Genomic DNA, 17,020 nt, shown 5'->3' with positions numbered 1-17,020 from the left:
CTGATCTTGTAGGTGGTATGAGGATAACCTATTCCATGGTTTCAGTAGCACACTGAGCTCGGTAGAACTAATTCTTTCAAACAAGAAGCGGCGGTGAAAATTTTTACTGAAGGGTAGATTCATCTCAAACAAGCTGAAGTCGAGGGTCGATGAAGGAGCGGTTTCAGTGATGCTTCGTCCTACACTTGATGCCTCACGCTCAGTGACATGACGGTGCCGGCACCAAGCGGTCGAAGAGTTTCAAACTGGAGAGCAGTTGGCTAGAGAAGCTGTTGGCCGAAGCCCGACTTGATAATATCGAAGCGCCTAAGGGTGTTATCCAGGATGAAGAGGGTAAGCCAAGCGGTATCCAGCCTCGGTGCAGGTCAGCATAGGCCATCGAGCACCGGACAGTATAGCGCGCTCACTATTGGACAGAGTGATTGATACGGCACGAAGGTCGGCCATGGCAAGCTCCTGCAACTCGAATAACTCTCTCAGCAGGATTGCTTGCTCCTGATCGGCTAATACAAATTTCTGGCTCAGATTACCAGTAGGAGGCAAGGTAAGCCTCCTTAGCGATACTGCCACGATCCATGTGCCCATTATGTAGGGAGAGCGCTGACTTATCACGGAGTACTACGACCTTCCCAGAGGCAACCTTCTAGGCACCATGGTTTGCAAAGAAATTATTCCGGATTTTATTGGTGGATACGTCTAATGGATATCTGCCACATGTCATCCCTTAAATGAGCCCAAACAATGCCCTCACAAGCTGAATTGTCTCCCTTGGCCAAAGCACTGCTGATGCGTCATTTTTTTAGACCTAGAGTCGCCGCCACACTAATAGTAGCCATAGCACTTCCAGTCTCAGTGCAAATACAGGCCCAGGAAGTAATTTTTAATGTTCCTGCACAGCCTCTATCCTCTGCCCTTCAGGCGTTTGGTACTCAATCGAACATGCAGCTACTATATAGCTATGAAATGCTTAGAGGCCTGCACAGCAATGAGGTCAAGGGGCCATTCCCCCCCTTAAGTGCTTTGGAAGAACTATTGATGGGGACAGGTATTGGTTATACCTTGCAAGGCGATGTCATTACGCTTTTCAGAAATGGAGAGTCTGGCACTATGACCTTGAATGCCATGACCGTGGAAGACAATGCTCTCGGCACCATTACAGAAAATACTAAATCCTATACGCCCGGCACTATCGCTACTGCCACCAGACTGGTGCTGACTCCTCGCGAGACACCGCAGACCGTCACAGTCGTTACTCGCCAGCATATGGACGACTTCAATCTTACCAATATCAACAAGGTGATGGATCATACCCCAGGCGTCACGCGGCGTGGCACGGATAACTATCGATCCTATTACTATGCCCGTGGCTACGAGATTCGAAACTTCCAATACGATGGTATCCCCGTCTTGTCCGATGGCATCAATTTCATGGGCGAGACCACAAGCGATATGATCCAATACGACCGCGTGGAAGTCATCAAGGGGGCTAGTGGTTTGACCACAGGAGCGGGTAGTCCTGGTGCCACTATCAACCTTGTGCGCAAGAAACCTACCCATGAGTTTTCCGGACACGCCACGGCCGAGTATGGTCGCTGGGATAACTACCGTACCGAATGGGATGTAGGTGGTCCCTTGGACGAAAGTGGGAGTATTCGCGGTCGTTTTGCTACCGCCTTCCAAGATCAACAATCCTATATGGATCATTTCAAGGAGCAGAAACGAGCCCTATATGGCATATTGGAAGTAGATCTTTCCCCCAAGACGATGCTGACATTCGGTGGTAACTACGACAAGACAATACCGACTGGTAGTAGTTCGGGAGGAACACCTTTCTTCGATAGCCATAATAATGAAGTTAATATATCCAGATCTTTCAACCCTGCTGCGAGTTGGAGTCGAGTGGAGCAATTCAGCCATGCTTTTTTTACCCAACTTGACCATGAGTTCGACAATGGCTGGAGCAGTCGAGTCTATTACACCTTCCAGAGAAACGCATACGATGCAAACTTGGGAAGTATTAAATACACTCCAAACGGTGATACTGGCAGCTCCGAATTGCTTACTAGCCAAAATAGGTACAAAACGAGAAGTCAGGCATTGGAGGCTTATGCCCGTGGTCCTTTCGAATTATTCGGCCGTACCCACGAACTGGCCGTGGGGGTCAGCGGCTATCATAACCATCTCAAGGGATCAGGGCACAATGTTATTAGAGTGCCTATTGATAATATCGGGGAATGGGATGGACGTGCAGAGCGACCGGACTGGGGCGGCATCCTCTATCGTGCCGAAGACCGTATCAACCAGCGTGCTGTATATGCCAGTGGCCGTTTTAGTCTAAGCGATGATCTTGCCGTGATTTTAGGAGGACGAGTAACTAATTATCGCCGGGGTGGCGATAGCAATATGCGTGAAACGGGTGAGGTGATTCCTTTCGCGGGCGTCACCTACGACTTGAACAACAATTTTTCGCTGTATGCCAGCTACACCAAGATCTTCCGGCCGCAAAGTGTCCGGGATGAAAGTTATGCCGTACTCGATCCGGACGAAGGCGATAGCTATGAAGGTGGACTCAAGGGCGAGTGGTTCAATGGCCGGTTGAATGCCAGCCTGGCCTATTTTGAAATCCGCCAGGATAATCGCGCTGAATCTATCGGAGGCCTAACTAATAGTAATGGAATAACCTACACTGCTTATAGAGGGACAAAGGCCAAGACCAAGGGTATTGAACTGGAGGTTAGCGGCGAATTGATGCCCGGCTGGAATATCCAGGCAGGGTTTACTCATCAGGTCATCCGAGAGGATGAAACCAACGAGAAACTGACGACCCAGGCACCGGAGAACCAGTTCAAACTCTATACGACCTACCGGCTACCTGGCAGATTGAGTAAAATAACCATCGGTGGTGGCGGCAGTTACCAAGGCACGACCTGGCGGGATGGTACGGATGCTTTAGGTAATGAGCATCAATTCAAGAATGAAGCCTTCTGGCTAGTCAATCTGATGGGTAGGTATCAAATCACTAATAATCTCTCGGCCACACTCAATGTTAATAATTTATTTGACAAGTATTACTACTCTAACTATGGAGATCGGTGGACTGGTATAGCCACCAAGATGTATGGAGAGCCTCGTAATATGATGTTGACAACACGTTGGGATTTTTAAATAAGTGGACTTGCCCCTATCAAACCGTACATCGCAACCCCGTTAAGTTGATGTTGTGGTCATCCGCCTAAACTCTCGAAGCAAGTGGTAGTTTAAGGCGCTGTGCGGATGCTCCTCGTTATAATGCTGGAAGGCAATCTCCAGGTTGCACAGCGCCCTCAGGCGAGGCAGTCCTGCTTGGCTTGGCATGTGGGCGATGTAATCGTGCCTCATCGTTTTCACGAAGCTTTCGGCCATGCCGTTGCTCTGTGGGCTGCAAACCGGCGTGGTCAACAGCAGCAAGCCAATCTCCCACGGGTCTGCTCGGCGGTGTACGCCGAGCCGTTGTCGGCATCGGCCAGTTCCGAGGTGGGCACCACGGCTTCGCCGGCACTGACCGCCGACGGGCTGCCGTCCTAGGTGTTTGGTCCCGAGAAGTACTGGTCTATGGTATAAGCCTCTATCGGAGGATGATCCATGGCTCAGATTCTTCACAAACGCGCCACGACCACGCACGCCATCCGAGCAGAAATACAGCGATCGCAAGATTCGATCGCGGCGCTGAGCAGGCGCTACCACCTCAACCCCAAGACCGTTCGCAAATGGCGTAGTCGCGACACGGTCGAGGATGCACCCATGGGGCCCAGCGCCCCGCGCTCGACCTCCCTGACACTGCTGCAGGAAGCCGCCGCACTGGTGTTCCGGCAGAAGACGCTGCTGCCGCTGGATGACTGCCTGCATGCGCTGCAACGGACTATCCCCACGCTGACCCGCTCGAGCCTGCACCGCCTTTTCCAGCGCCACGGCGTCAGCCAGTTGCCTCGTGCGAGCGAGCCGGGCCGTGAGAAAAAACCCTTCAAGCGCTATCCACTCGGCTATCTGCACATCGACATCACCGAGACTCGAACCACCGAGGGCAAGGCCTGTCTCTTCGTCGCGATCGACCGAACCAGCAAATTTGTCCATGCCGGGTTGTACGCGCAGGCCACCCGCAAGAGCGCCGTCGACTTCCTGCACGCCACCCTGAAGGCCTTGCCGTATCGCGTCCACACGGTCCTGACCGACAACGGCATCCAGTTCGCCAAAAAGGCCGAAACCGAGGCTTATCGGACGCATCCGTTCGATGCGCTCTGCCAGCGGCACGGCATCGAACACCGCCTGACCAAACCCTTCCATCCCTGGACCAACGGCCAGGTCGAGCGGATGAACCGGACGATCAAGGACGCCACGACCAAAGCGTTTCACTACACCTCGCTCGAGGAGCTCCGGTCCTGAGTGATCCCCACAAAATCACCCCAGTTCCTGCGCTTGCCGATGGACCTCCCGCCGCAGGGCCAGCTCCAGGTTGCGCAGCGTCTCCCGGGAAATGGCTCCCACCCCGGTGCGTGCATACTCCAGTCCCAGCCGCCACAGCGACAGCACGCGCTTGCACTTGAGACTGTTGCTCTGGAATCGCCGCTCGTGCCCCGCCTCCCGCGCCTGCAGGCCCAGCAGGCCCAGCAGGCACAGCGCATAGTTGGCCAGCACGGCAATCAGCAGCAGGATCTCGATGCGGCGCGGACAGCGGCTTCGATGCAGTCCCAGGCCGATCCCCAACCGATGGCTCTTCAGGTCGCGGAAGCCTTCCTCGATCTGCGTGCGCCGCCGGTAGATCGCCACGACCTGCGCGGCATTCCACTGCGCCTCGGGCAGATTGCTGGCCAGCAGCCAGGGCTCGCTTTCGCGCTGCGCGCTTTGCCGGCTGCGTTTGTCCCGGGCCAGGGTTCCGGTGATGCGCCGGTGCTGGCGTCCCCGCGGCGCATGCTTCACCACGCAGAGCTGAGTGGACCAGGGCGCCGAGCGAGTCATCTCGACGCAACCGAGCCGTTTCGGCGAAGCCGAGGCCAGGGCATACAGGCTTTTCACCGGTCCCCAAGGCTGCTCGCCGAGCCGGCACAGGTCGCGATTGCGCACGCGGCCGACGTAATGCCAGCCCCGGATTTCGACGGCTTGGAACCAGGGCCGCTGGAAGCCGGCATCGGTGACCAGGACGGGCCGGCAGTCGGCCGGCAACATCGCCGCGAGCGCCTCGAGCAGCCGCTTCTGGCAACGCGGGCAGCCCTCGCGCGGGTGGACGACTTCGCACACCGGTAGCGAGCGTCCGGCCAGCGGGAGCGCGGCCCGCAGCAGGAACAGCTTGCCGGCGGCATCGATCGGCGACCAGTCCACCAGGATCAGGGGATGCCTGAACGAGCCCAGCAGGGCGCGGAGCATGACCCAGTAGAACAACCCCCGCTCGGCCTGCAACTGCCGGTTGCCGAGCAGGCGGTCGATCCGCTTGATCGCATGCCTGGGCCAGGCCGAGCCGGGCAGGGAACGCCCCAGTGCGGTCAGGGTCAGGCAGCGGCCCTGCAGCAGGGCGGCCACCGCCGCCATCAGGGCTTCGAGACGGCGGGCATGGATCGTGGGGAGTGCCTTGGCGAAGGCGGCGTGCAAGAATTGGACGGTCTGCATGGGGCTGGGGACGCTGTTTTTGTTTGGTGACAACCAACGTGCCCGTCCATGCAGGCCTATTCAAGCCTTATCTAACTGATTTTCCGGGAAAATTTCTGGGGATTACTCAGGCTCCGGTCGCATCTCAGGGACTACCTCTGGGCCTATAACAGCGCTCGTTCGTTACGCGCGCTGAAAGGGCGTACGCCGATTGGCTTTATCCTGGAACAGTGGCATAAGGATCCGCGGTCTTTCAAAGGCGATCCTAGCCATTACTTCCCGGGACTAAACACCTAGGGCCTGTTCCCGTTTCACATGGGGAGCCATAGGAAGGCACAGGCCATGGCAACGACGCTTTCGTAATGTCTCTTGAGTTTGTCGAACCGTGATGCCACCGCCCGGTAATGCTTCAGCCGGGCAAAGGTGTTTTCCACCCGGTGCCGGTTGCGGTAAAGCCCTCTATCCAGATCCGCATTTCCTTTCACAGAGGTGCGCTTTCTTAGAATCACTGCCTGGCCGCCCTGTTGGACGATTTGCTCTCGGATCGCTTCGCTGTCATAGCCTCTGTCAGCAATGATGCTTTCGGCGTCGGGCACCTTGGCGATCAACGAGGATGCCTGAGTACAGTCGTTGATTTGACCTCCGGTAATTTCGAAGGCAATCGGCAGCCCGCAAGCATCCACGGCCAAGCGAATCTTGCTGGTGTTGCCTGCCCGGCTTTTCCCTATCGCTTCGTCCTTTCCACTGGCGGCACCTGCGCTGTGCTGGTGGGCTTTGGCATAGCTACCATCGATGGAAAACCCACTCCATATCGGGATCCGCGTCACAAGGATCCGAAGCACCTTGAGCCACTTGCCAGACGCGGACCATGCATTGAAACGCTCCCAGCTGCCGAAGGCAGAGGCAGGTCGCGCGGCACCCCACGCGCATGCGATACAGCATGCCTTCGACTGTCATGCGTAAATCACGCTTGTTGTAGATGGCCTCGCGCAACAGAATTTGCCGTAGCTTCGGCCAATGCTCATCGCTGAGCATTATTCGGGGCATTGCACGCTCGTATTGGTGTTGTGTGAGAGCTACAACGATACTAACTTGTTATTATAGATCAATGAGTTAGCGCAAAACGGGAACAGGCCCTAGTATCTCAACACACTTCAATCTGCGGATATAGGCTGCGTAGCTTGACCCTCGCATCCTGGGTGGTGAACTGCCAGTTGATCTTGGCATCGAGCTGGTTGCGGCATTGCTGCCATGCGGCGACCTCCTGGCGCATCCGCTCGAGGGAGTCGATGCGCCTGTCCAGGCACTGGCCGGCGAGTACGTTGATCTCGATTTCGGCCATGTTCAGCCAACTGCCATGCTTGGGGGTGTAGACGAACTCGAAGCGATCTCTCAGGGCCTTGGCCTGCTCGGGCATAAAGGTCTCGTACAGCGAGGCGGCACTGTGGGTGTTGAGGTTGTCCATCACCAGCGTGATGCGCTCGGCCCCGGACCAGGCTTGGGCGATGTCCTGCAGGAACAGCGCCCAGTCCTGCCTTTTCTTGTACTCGGTGACCTTGGCGATGCGCCGCCCGGCCAGCGGCTCACAGGCTACGAAGACGTTGCAGGTGCCAGCGCGCTCGTACTCGTATCGCGCCCGGGATGCCCCGGTACCGCCTCGAGGGGCTCGCGCACCTGGCGGATCAGTTGCCGCGGCGTTTCGTCCATGCAGACCACCGGATGGCCTTCGTCATAGGGTCGACTGTAGACATCCAGCACCTGCTCCATGGCCGCCACGAATTCCCCGCTGGCCTTCGGCGGGATCACCCAGCCAACCTTGCGCCACGGCTTGAGTTCGTTTTTTTTAGGGCACGTCGCACCGTCTCCGACGACAGCGAGTCTACATATTCCAACTCCACCGCACGCTCGGCCAGCAGTTTGAGCGTCCAGCGCGCATGACCTTCGGGAGCAGGTCCGCAGCTCAGGGCGATCAGGCGTGCCTCGAGTTCGCCGTCGATCTTGCGGGCGTATTCGCGCCGGGGTTTCTTTCTCACCAGCACCGACTCCAGACCTTCCTGCACGCAACGCCGCTTGAGGTTGTCGATCTTGCGTTGGCTCACGCCCAGCATCTGGGCGATCTGTGCACTGGTCTTGCGCGGCCCCTGGTCTTGCGAGCGGTCGCAGGCCAGCAGGATCAGGGCGTTGATGACTTGGCTTGCCGCGGTCCTGCCTTTGCTTGTCAGCTCTTGCAACCGCGCTCTTTCTTGAGGACTGAGGATGATTCTGTAATGTTCCATGCCGACATTATGCATGACGCAGATTTAGCTGTGTCATAACACTAGTAGAGCTTGCGCCAATGGAACAACTGGTTGGGATTGATGCCCGTTGCGCCTGGCCACCACCGAGACGCTTTGTCCAGACGCCAGGCTCTCGCGCACCATGGCAAGCTTCTCCTCGACACTCCAGCGGCGACGCCGCTCCTGGCCGAGCACTTCGATGTGTCTGTCTTTGCTGGTAGTCATAAACACGACCGTTTGCCTATCCCTTATGGTAAGAGGGAAACGGTGTCCGGTGTTTCTGGGGGGCTCGTTCACAAATATGCAACTGTAGTGCTAATGGGGACAGGTTATTCTGACGCGATCTACGGCATCTGGAGGCGGAGACAGGCCAAGCCTCTCCCGGAGCAGTAGGACTAAAAATTATTTTCTGTAACTACAAGGGCCGATAAAGACGCTCGGAAAAGAAACGTTCGCGCCAGAGCATCACCAGTAGCGCACGTTTATGGGGAAAGTCGAAATGCTTGATCTTGGCGAAGCCGCCGCGATCGAAGTTGGCGATTTGCCGGTGGTTATCGTGGCGAGGCTCGCAGACAATGCGCCGGGTACGTGGGTCGTCGAGAAACATGTAATGACAGATGGATGAGAACCAGGCTGTGTAGAAAGCCTTTCCACGGAATGCTTCTTCGCCGACAAGCAAGTGCAATCCTCTGTCGTAGTTATCTACGTCATAAAAGGGTGCGATGCGGTCCTCCTTGGCCCAGTAGATTTCGAAATAGCCAAATGAAGTACCGTCGAAACAGCCGATCACCGGCAGAGTGTGGGGATCGACCAGTTGCCGTTCCAGATAGGCGCGATGCTGTTCGAGATTTCCTTGCTCTTCCCAAAATAGGGCAACCCGTGGGTTATTCATCCAGCGGTTGAAGGAGTACAGGTCTTCGTTTATCTCGGCAATCCTGAAGCTCAGGGTCTGGCCCAGCCAAGGGATGAAACGGCGGTAGAGCTCTCTCTGATTTCTTTCAGGACGCAAGGGATGGCGTATCCCGTTGGTCATGACCAATTTGGAGGGATACGCTCCATGGGATTTTCTGGTCAACCAGAGAGGCGCGTACTGCCAGAACTGCTCGGCTTCGCAAAGCAGTGTTCCGTCGCTTTTTCTCCTGAATACACCGTCATTTAGCAGAGACTCGAGCCCTGTCAGGCTCTCTTCTTCGATTACCAGTTGCTCCAGTGCAGGGTGCTGAACGAACAGTGCTTCGCATGATGCCAGGAGCGTTTCGCCTACCCAGCCTTGATCGACCGAAAACAGTCTGCAACGAACCGACGTAGGGCTCTCACAAGAAAGGATGGTCATTTCCATCCGGAGTTGCCCATCGAGCAAGACACTGAGCATGTTGCCCTTCAGACGGACCCGCAGTTCTCCATTCCGATAAGTTCCGGCGAAAACAGGTATCTCGGTGTAGCAACTCTGATCACTCTTGGATGGGCACGGCATATTTGTATCCCAGTATGGATCCGTCTGACCTATAGAGTCGAAACGAAAAGAAGGGTGGCGGATTTACTCAAAATAAAATAAGCCATTGGCAATTCACCCAAACAGCCTTTTAAGCTACCCATTTCGAGGGGGATGATAGAATGCTGACTAGCTGCCTGTCGGAAAAGTGTTAGGGCACGAGCTATCGGTCGCAAAAACGAAGTACTTATAGTAGCAGATCGACCTGAGCTGAAGGTTATCGAACACTACAGCCCCATCAGGCGATCAAGAATCGCTTCAACCTCTGCTTCCAGGTCGTGATTTAGAGATCCCGGACTACCCTGAACCCCAAAAAGTCTCCACGTGTAGTTTTCAGTCTGTCATTTCTATTGCCCGAACGAGAAAAGATCGGTGATTCACCCCAGTCGTTGCCACGCATGTGAGCCCGCTCACAGTTTTTGTCGTCTATCCAGGCGCTACCGTCGGTTGGTGCACCGACATAATCGGGATGCTTGCAGTCGGCGACCCATTCGTAGACGTTGCCGTGCATGTCGTACACGCCGAAGGCATTGGGTGGGTAGCTGCCGACCGGGGAGCTGTAGCTGTAGCCATCCTTGGGGCCATAAGTATTAGCGTGTTTGTCGATCTGATATTCCCCTTCCTTGTCGAACGGGAACGGGAAGGGGCCCGTGGAACCGGCACGGGCAGCGTATTCGCGTTCCGCTTCGCTGACCATGCGGTAGCGCTTGCCGGTTTTCTTCGATAGCCACTCGGTATAGGTTTGGACTTCGTGGTAGTCGATGCAGACCGCCGGTTGACGGGGACCTTGCGGATAGCTGGGCTTGCTCGCCTCGCACCAGCGACCGGGGCGCTCGTCGCCACTCTTGATGACCACGCCGGTTTGCTTGATGTAGGCGTTCAGCTCTTTCGCCGTGACGTGAAAGCGGCTGATGGCGAAGGGCTTGGCGAAGGTCACCTTGTGCTGCGGGCCCTCGTCCGGTTGCCTGCCCAGTTCGTCCTCCAGGGTGCCCATGATGAAGCTGCCGGCAGGTAGCACTACCATTTCCGGGCATTCCGGACAGTCTTTGAATACGGTACCGGGCGCTGGTGCCGCAATTGCCTGGGAAGCCGTCAAGAGTGCAGTAACGCAGTAAAGGACTGGAAGTATCCTGACCGCCACTATCGATCCTGACTCAATAGACCGTGCGAGGCGTTTCGTGGTTTTGGAAATATTCTTCTCGCTTGATTCGTCTTTGGATCTGTGAATGCTCATTCCTTTCTCTCCGCCTGTTTCGCAGTGGAAAGAGGCTTGGCCACTCGAAAACCTATCCAGTCGCCTCGAGCTTCGGAGGGACGTGAATTGCGATTGGCTGAGCGGGAAAAAACAGGAATGGAAATCCAGTCATTACCCCGGATGATGTGCCTGAGGCAATCCCCCTGCATCCAAGCGCTGCCGTCTGTCGGAGCCCCCTGATAATCCGGGTTCAGGCAATCGGCGACCCATTCCCAGACATTGCCGTGGGTGTCATAAACCCCGAAGGCATTGGGTGGGAAACTGTCGACGGGAGAGGTGAACTCGAAACCGTCCGCAGAACCGATGGTGTTCGCATGACGGCTGATGTTGAAAGTTGTCTCGTCGACCGGATATGGGAATGGGCCGGTGCTACCCGCTCGGGCTGCATATTCGCGCTCGGCCTCGCTGATCATCCGGTAGGGCTGGCCTGTTTTGCGCGCCAGCCAGTCGATATAGCCTTTCGTGTCGTTGTAATCGACACAGACAGCGGGTTGTCGCAGACCTTGAGGATAGCGGGGTTTGCCCGCGAGGCATTCTCTTCCGGGGCGAGTGTCGCCATCTTTCAGCTTCACATCGGTTTCTTGGGCATAGGCGTCCCATTCGGCTGCGGTGACGTAAAAACGGCTGATGGCGAACGGGTGTTCGAATGTCACCTTGTGCTGGGGGCTTTCATCCGGTTGGTGGCCAGCCTCCACGCCGGAGGAGCCCATGATGAACTCGCCAGCGGGTAAAACGACCATTTCAGGGCAGCGCTCACAGTCTTTGAAAACCGTGCCTGCCAAGTATTCCGTTTCACTTGCGTTTGCCCCGCCCACGAAGTACAGGAAAACGGATGAGCAGGCGATCGACAGAAATGAACGACTCACTGCGTTGTACTCCTTTGAGTGGGCGTTTCTTGAGATGGAGATGTTGTGATGTCGTCGTGGCTCTGCCTGCTGGCGTTCTGCACTTGCTCCCATACCCGCAGGAAGTTGCCACCCCACAGCTTGGCGATGTCCTCGTCCGAGTAGCCACGCTGAATGAGTTCGGCGGTGACGTTACGGGCGTCGCCGACGTTCTCCCAGCCGATCACACCGCCGCCATCGTTGAAGTCGGAACTGATGCCGACGTGGTCGATGCCTATCTTCTTCACGGCATAGTCGATGGCATCGCCGAATTCCTTCAGGCCCGCCCGTGGATCGGTTTCGAGGATGGCATAGAGCTGGCTGGCGTACTCGCCGAAGCGCTTCTCAGGCCAGATCGAGAACACCGGATCGGCCGGCATGCTGGCCTGGGAGAGGTTCTCGACATCCAGCAGGCCGAAGCCTGTGCGCATGGCGTTGACCTTGGCGAGGGTTTCCTTGGAGAAGGGACGCAGGTAGGAAGAGAAGCCGGCGATATGAACCACACCGCCGGTCTTCTGGATCAGGCGCAGCTCCCGGTCGGTCAGATTGCGCTGTATGTCCACCAGACCGCGTATGCCTGAGTGCGAAGCGATGATCGGGGCGCGGCTGAGATCGGTGACCTGTTCGAGGGCGCTGCTGGACATCTGTGAGACATCGATGACCACGCCCAGGTCGTTCAGGCGTCTCACGGCCTGTCGTCCCAACTCGGAGAGGCCGCCATGCTCGTCGGGCGAGTCGCCGTAGAAGGGCATGGGGCGGGAGGAGTCCGACCAGGTGTTGTTGGCCACATAGTTGAAGCCGAAGATGCGCATGCCACGTGCGGCCCAGTCGTCCAGCCGCGAGACCTCGTCGCCCAGCGGATAGGCATTGAGCATGCTGATGACGATGGCGAACTTGCCCTCGTGGGCCAGACGGCGGAAATCGGCAGGGCTATAAGCGATGCCGGCCCGTTCAGGATAGTCGCGGGCGATGCCGGTGATGATCCGGTAGCGGGCCTCTTGTTCATGTCGCGCCGCCTCGACGAAACCGGGTGTCGGCCGGTGCGGAGCATTGGGGCCGATCCAGAACTCCGGCCAGGCCCAGATGGTGAGCGCCGCTCCGCTCAGGCGGCCACGAGCGGCCTTGACCAGATCGAACTGCGTGCGACCGTCGCGGTCGGCTTCCATACCCCCGCTTCCGTATTCCAGGGGAAGATCGATATGGGCGTCGAAGGACAGGATCCTTTCCTGCAAGTCATTGGCCTTGCGCATGACATCGCGCGAGTAGGGCAAGGACTGACGAATGAAAAGCCACCAGACCAGCGAGGCGACCGCCGCCACGGCGATCAGCGACAGGATGCTCAGGAGTAGCCATTTCCGAACGGTACGACGAGTGCTCATGGGGCTCCCAGAATTGATGGTGTTGGCCGGCCGGATACCCGGCCGATTTCGTTGGGAAGACGAGCAGGCGAGGGGAGGATTTAGCGTTGAGGGGGCGCAGCTCCGAGCTGGTCTGGTTAGAGGGCTGCGCAGAGTGGGGCATGCATAAATTCGGGTCCCCGGCATTCGTTCTCGCAGGAATAGCTGGTATAGCGAGCGAAGAATGAAGTTTTCTCGTAGGGGATTCGTGGCGGGGTTGGCAGCGGCAGCGACCTTGTCGGCAGGGGTGTACACCCATCGTAAATGGAAAGAGTCGGAAGCTGCCGAGCTGTCGTCCGACGAGCCGGATACACCCGTACCCGTGTTGCAGGACGCTTTGCTGGCCAATCGGCTGGTGGGTGTATGGGACATGCGTTTCATCGCCGGGCGCCAGGACTTTCCTGAGATCCCGGCCGGGGAGTTGCAACTGCTTCTGGATATCGGTCCTGGTGGGCGGGCGTTGCGCGGTTACCTGGGAGCACCGCCCTATGCCGGAGACATCCTGCAGGTCTTTGGACGCCTCAGTGGCGACAAGGCGCCATTCCTGAATTTGCGGATGCTGGACAACCAGGGACGCTCGCTGGAGTGCAGGGCGATCTTCGACGAGATCTGGGGCGCATGGAGTACCGGCGGCGGCAAGGCGACACTGAGCGGCCGCCTGCACAGGTCGGGCGTCCAGGCTGGGCTTTCGACGCAGGAAGCCTCGTTCGTCGCCGTTCGACGACCATTCACGGCATCCCGCGAACGGCTGTCCTATGTCCCGGAGCTGAAAGCCTGGCTGGTATCGCCCGGGCATCGCCTGTTCCATCAGGTGTGGCACGCCTGCCGCGATCGCTGGCATCGACTCGAATCGACGCAACGCCAGGGGTTGCGGGCGCTCGGTTGGCAGGCCGGTCCGCTCGGCAAGGAGCGCGATGCGCGGGGCAAGCATCGGCACCGTAACGGCTCGGGAGAGGATTTCCTGTTCATGCACCGGGACATGCTGATACGTGCGCGCGCCATGCAGGATCTGCGCTCCTGGACAAGCCTGCCGCCCCCCAGGCCCTACATCGGCCACGGGATCCAGGCCTTCGTGGATTACATGGCCAACCTCGATGGTTTTTCCGTGCCGCCGGCGTGGGAAGTCCAGGGAGACGAGAGCTTCAACCGGTGGCTGTACTACATCAAGAGCAGCGAAGGCTATTACGGTGACTTCCAGGCCTGGGAGGCACAATACCGGGATCCGGAGTACCTCAGCACCCTGTGTCTGGGCGAACTGGGATCGCGCATCGAACTGGGCATCCACGACTGGCTGCACATGCGTTGGGCATCGATACCACGCGATCCCAACAGCGGGTTGCCGATGCCCTTTGGACGTGGTTCGGCGGATTTCGCCGAGCATTGGTACCGTCCTGGCAACGATTACCTGGGCGATCCGTTCTCTTCCCATGTCGATCCGGTGTTCTGGTCCTTCCATGGCTGGATCGACGATCGCATCGAGGACTGGTTCCTGGCCCACGAACAGACACATCCCGGCCAGGTGGTTCGCAAGACGATCGATGGCGTGCCCTGGTTCGCGCCGGGCCCCTGGGTGCGCGTCGCCGAGCCCTGGCTGGGACCGGCGCGGGCCGGCTGTGGTGCCTGGGGACGCAGCAACCGGGGCGATGGCGGCGAGTTGGACATGGAAACCATGAAGCTCGCCTTGCGCATCGTGTTCGCCGACGAAGAGGAGGCCGAACGCCTTGAGGACCGGGTGCCGCGCCGGCCCTGGTATGGGCGACACCTGACCCGGGGCGATCCGCATGATTGACGTAAATAATTCCGGCCCCGTGCCGTTCGTTCATGAATCACTGTCCACGACCCAGACTTAGGGGAGCCCGATCATGGATTTATCCGCTGTATTGTCTAGTTTGTTCACCGGCGCGCAGGCGGTGGGAGTCAATGGGGTCTTCCAGTTCGTCTTCCCTCCGGAAAAGGCGGTCTGGGCGGAGGTAGGCGAACAGGTGACCATTCGTTCCGGACACCATCCGACCGCCGACGTGACCATCGAACTTGACGAACGGGACTTCACCGGCATTCTCCAGGGTACTCAGGATGTCGAGGAACTGTTCGCCAACGGCCGGCTCAGGATCGGTGGGCAGATGGGGCTCGCTACCCTGTTGCCACAGATCATCGGCGCGGCTCGCCGAGGTGTCGCACCGCCCGAGCAGGTACGCGGTATGAACCAGCGTTATCCCGCACCGGAGCGCGCCAGCGACAAGGTCTCGGCAGGCCAGCCGCCACTGAAGGCGGTGGAGCGACGGCCGCGTAGTGGCCTGTCGGTGGAGGAATTTCGCCAGCATTACGTTCCGCAAGGTTTGCCGGTAATCATCAGCGATGCCCTGCAGGATTGGCCGCTGTTCAACATGAGTCGCGAGGAGTCGTTGGTGCATTTCGCCAAGCTGCAGGGCATCACTCGGCATGGTGACTATGCACAGAAGACTTTTTCCACCGAGCGCGATTTCCGTTCCACCTCGATGGCCGAGTTCATCGCCGGGCTGGACCAGGAGCTGGAGGAGGGTGTCCCGTCACCTTATATGGGCAACAATGTAGTACCCGAACAGTTGTTGGAACTGATCCGCTTTCCGGATTACTTCGACCGATCCCTGTTCATAAAGCCGCGCATCTGGATCGGCCCCAAGGGAACGCTCACTCCTCTGCATAGGGACGACTCGGACAACTTGTACGCCCAGGTCTGGGGGCGCAAGTCCTTCATCCTGGCGGCGCCACATCATTGCGAGGCGCTGAGCACTTGGTCGACCTCACCGCAAGGCGGGCTGGAAGGCTGCGAGGTAAATCCGAAAGCTCCCGACTACGCACGCTTTCCCCGCGCCCGCGAGGTAGATTTCTTACACATCGTGCTGGAAGCGGGCGATCTGTTCTTCCTGCCGGATGGCTGGTTCCACCAGGTGGAATCCGTCTCCACTTCACTGTCCGTCAATTTCTGGGTCAATTCCGGACGGGGTTGGTAAGTCACGTCGGGGCGCTATGTACGCCCCATGGCCGGTTGATAAAGCCCATGCGGAACGGCTTATTTAGAGGTTAACGCGGCCGGCTACCGATGACCGTGGCATCGTCACTGTTCCGGCTCAGGTAGATCGGTAGAACCTTGGGCAGGACCTGGACCAGTTGTCCGATGTTGCGGGTGTCATAGATGCCGCCGATGCGCAGGTCAGCGGTGGCCTGATCGGCAAGCAGAATGGGCTTGTCCAGGTAACGATTGATATAGGGGAGGGCCTCGGCGAGCGTAAGGTCGTCGAGGACCAGCTTGCCTTCACGCCAAGCCAGGGCCTCGGCTTTGGCGGTCGATATCTGCGGCAGTTCGCCATCGTTTCCGTAACGAGCCTGCAAGCCAGGAGATAGGTAAGTCACCTGGTCGGGCTGTTCCGTATCGCCATGTACCTTGACCGAACCTTCGGTCAGGGTGACGACCACCTGGTCCGCATATTTCCATACGTTGAAGCGGGTGCCGGTGACGGTAACGCTGCCCTTGCCGGCATACACCACGAATGGGTGGCGGGCATCGTGCTGAACCTCGAAGAAGGCTTCGCCCTCACTGAGTTTCACACTGCGGCGATCACGGAAATTGACGAACCATAGCGTGGTATCCAGATTCAAGTGCACGCGCGATCCATCCGCCAGGATCACTTCGCGAGTACTGTCCTCGGCATGGAAGCGCTGAATGTGGTTGGGAAGCCATCCTTGCTGCCAGCCCAGCAGACTACCCAGCGAAAGAAGCAACAAAGCCGCGGCCGCCAAGGCAGGCCTGCGCGAGCGCCGCCGAGGCGAGGTCCGAACCGAATCTCCAGCTATCGCCTGGACAGGCAGGTGCTCGCTGACCAGCCATATGTCGAGCATTGCCTGGTACTCGCGCATGTGGGCCGGGCTGATTTTCAGCCAGCGTTCGAACGCCGTGCGTTCCTCATTCGTGCAGTCTTCCGCATGCATTCGCATGCACCAGTAGGCCGCCTCATCGAGGAGGTTATCGCTTGCAAGAGGGGAGGAGGCATGGTCGGTCATCAGGCGCTACCGGTTCGGCTCAACGTTGGATTGGAAAGGAGCAAGACGCCCGAAGAAGCTTC

General features: G+C 58.0%; 10 protein-coding genes and 4 pseudogenes. 4 read left to right on the top strand and 10 right to left on the bottom strand.

Annotation, left to right across the window (positions count from 1 at the left end; all coding sequences use genetic code 11):
• Window positions 1-741: 741 nt before the first annotated feature.
• Entirely contained in the window at window positions 742-3,165 is a 2,424-nt protein-coding gene (locus AVCA_RS11675; RefSeq protein ID WP_012701126.1) for a TonB-dependent siderophore receptor, read from the top strand.
• Between the two features lie 42 nt (window positions 3,166-3,207).
• Here the strand turns inward: AVCA_RS11675 and AVCA_RS26400 are convergent.
• Window positions 3,208-3,497: pseudogene (locus AVCA_RS26400) on the bottom strand (integrase core domain-containing protein); the annotation flags it as partial.
• A 124-nt stretch (window positions 3,498-3,621) separates the two neighbouring features.
• Between AVCA_RS26400 and AVCA_RS11665 the strand changes: the two are divergent.
• Window positions 3,622-4,419, top strand: coding sequence for an IS481 family transposase (locus tag AVCA_RS11665; protein WP_012701124.1), 798 nt, complete (start codon window positions 3,622-3,624; stop codon window positions 4,417-4,419).
• Between the two features lie 15 nt (window positions 4,420-4,434).
• On the opposite strand, the gene AVCA_RS11660 is transcribed toward AVCA_RS11665, so the two are convergent.
• From AVCA_RS11660 to AVCA_RS11620, 8 genes and pseudogenes are all read right to left on the bottom strand, one after another.
• On the bottom strand, window positions 4,435-5,637 hold the full coding sequence (locus AVCA_RS11660; protein ID WP_012701123.1) for an IS4 family transposase: 1,203 nt from the start codon (window positions 5,635-5,637) through the stop codon (window positions 4,435-4,437).
• Between the two features lie 290 nt (window positions 5,638-5,927).
• Window positions 5,928-6,663 (bottom strand): annotated as a pseudogene (locus AVCA_RS24875) (IS5 family transposase).
• A gap of 97 nt (window positions 6,664-6,760) precedes the next feature.
• A pseudogene (locus AVCA_RS26025) lies at window positions 6,761-7,892 on the bottom strand (IS630 family transposase).
• A 44-nt stretch (window positions 7,893-7,936) separates the two neighbouring features.
• A pseudogene (locus tag AVCA_RS24870) lies at window positions 7,937-8,093 on the bottom strand (transposase); the annotation flags it as partial.
• A gap of 214 nt (window positions 8,094-8,307) precedes the next feature.
• Window positions 8,308-9,264, bottom strand: a complete 957-nt coding sequence (locus AVCA_RS11635; RefSeq protein WP_236616385.1) for a GNAT family N-acetyltransferase — start codon at window positions 9,262-9,264, stop codon at window positions 8,308-8,310.
• Window positions 9,265-9,667: 403 nt separating this feature from the next.
• Window positions 9,668-10,618: a dihydropyoverdine dehydrogenase gene (pvdO, locus tag AVCA_RS11630; RefSeq protein ID WP_175555992.1), complete on the bottom strand. Its 951-nt coding sequence runs from the start codon at window positions 10,616-10,618 to the stop codon at window positions 9,668-9,670.
• Window positions 10,615-11,463, bottom strand: a complete 849-nt coding sequence (locus AVCA_RS24865; protein ID WP_236616394.1) for a formylglycine-generating enzyme family protein — start codon at window positions 11,461-11,463, stop codon at window positions 10,615-10,617. The genes pvdO and AVCA_RS24865 overlap by 4 nt, the downstream gene beginning before the upstream one ends.
• Before the next feature lie 38 nt (window positions 11,464-11,501).
• Entirely contained in the window at window positions 11,502-12,902 is a 1,401-nt protein-coding gene (locus AVCA_RS11620; protein ID WP_236616384.1) for a dipeptidase, read from the bottom strand.
• A 202-nt stretch (window positions 12,903-13,104) separates the two neighbouring features.
• Between AVCA_RS11620 and pvdP the strand changes: the two genes are divergently transcribed.
• Entirely contained in the window at window positions 13,105-14,709 is a 1,605-nt protein-coding gene (gene pvdP, locus AVCA_RS11615) for a pyoverdine maturation tyrosinase PvdP (RefSeq protein WP_175555991.1), read from the top strand.
• Window positions 14,710-14,782: 73 nt separating this feature from the next.
• The gene (locus tag AVCA_RS11610; protein WP_012701115.1) at window positions 14,783-15,910 is read left to right on the top strand and encodes a cupin-like domain-containing protein; all 1,128 of its coding nucleotides are present in this window, start codon (window positions 14,783-14,785) and stop codon (window positions 15,908-15,910) included.
• A 70-nt stretch (window positions 15,911-15,980) separates the two neighbouring features.
• On the opposite strand, the gene AVCA_RS11605 is transcribed toward AVCA_RS11610, so the two are convergent.
• Window positions 15,981-16,958, bottom strand: a complete 978-nt coding sequence (locus AVCA_RS11605) for a FecR family protein (protein WP_041807192.1) — start codon at window positions 16,956-16,958, stop codon at window positions 15,981-15,983.
• Between the last annotated feature and the right edge of the window lie 62 nt (window positions 16,959-17,020).

The sequence above is a fragment of the Azotobacter vinelandii CA genome (genome assembly GCF_000380335.1).
Lineage (GTDB): Bacteria > Pseudomonadota > Gammaproteobacteria > Pseudomonadales > Pseudomonadaceae > Azotobacter > Azotobacter vinelandii.
Note: the sequence above shows the minus strand (reverse complement) of the source record. Positions and strands in the feature narration are given on the sequence as shown.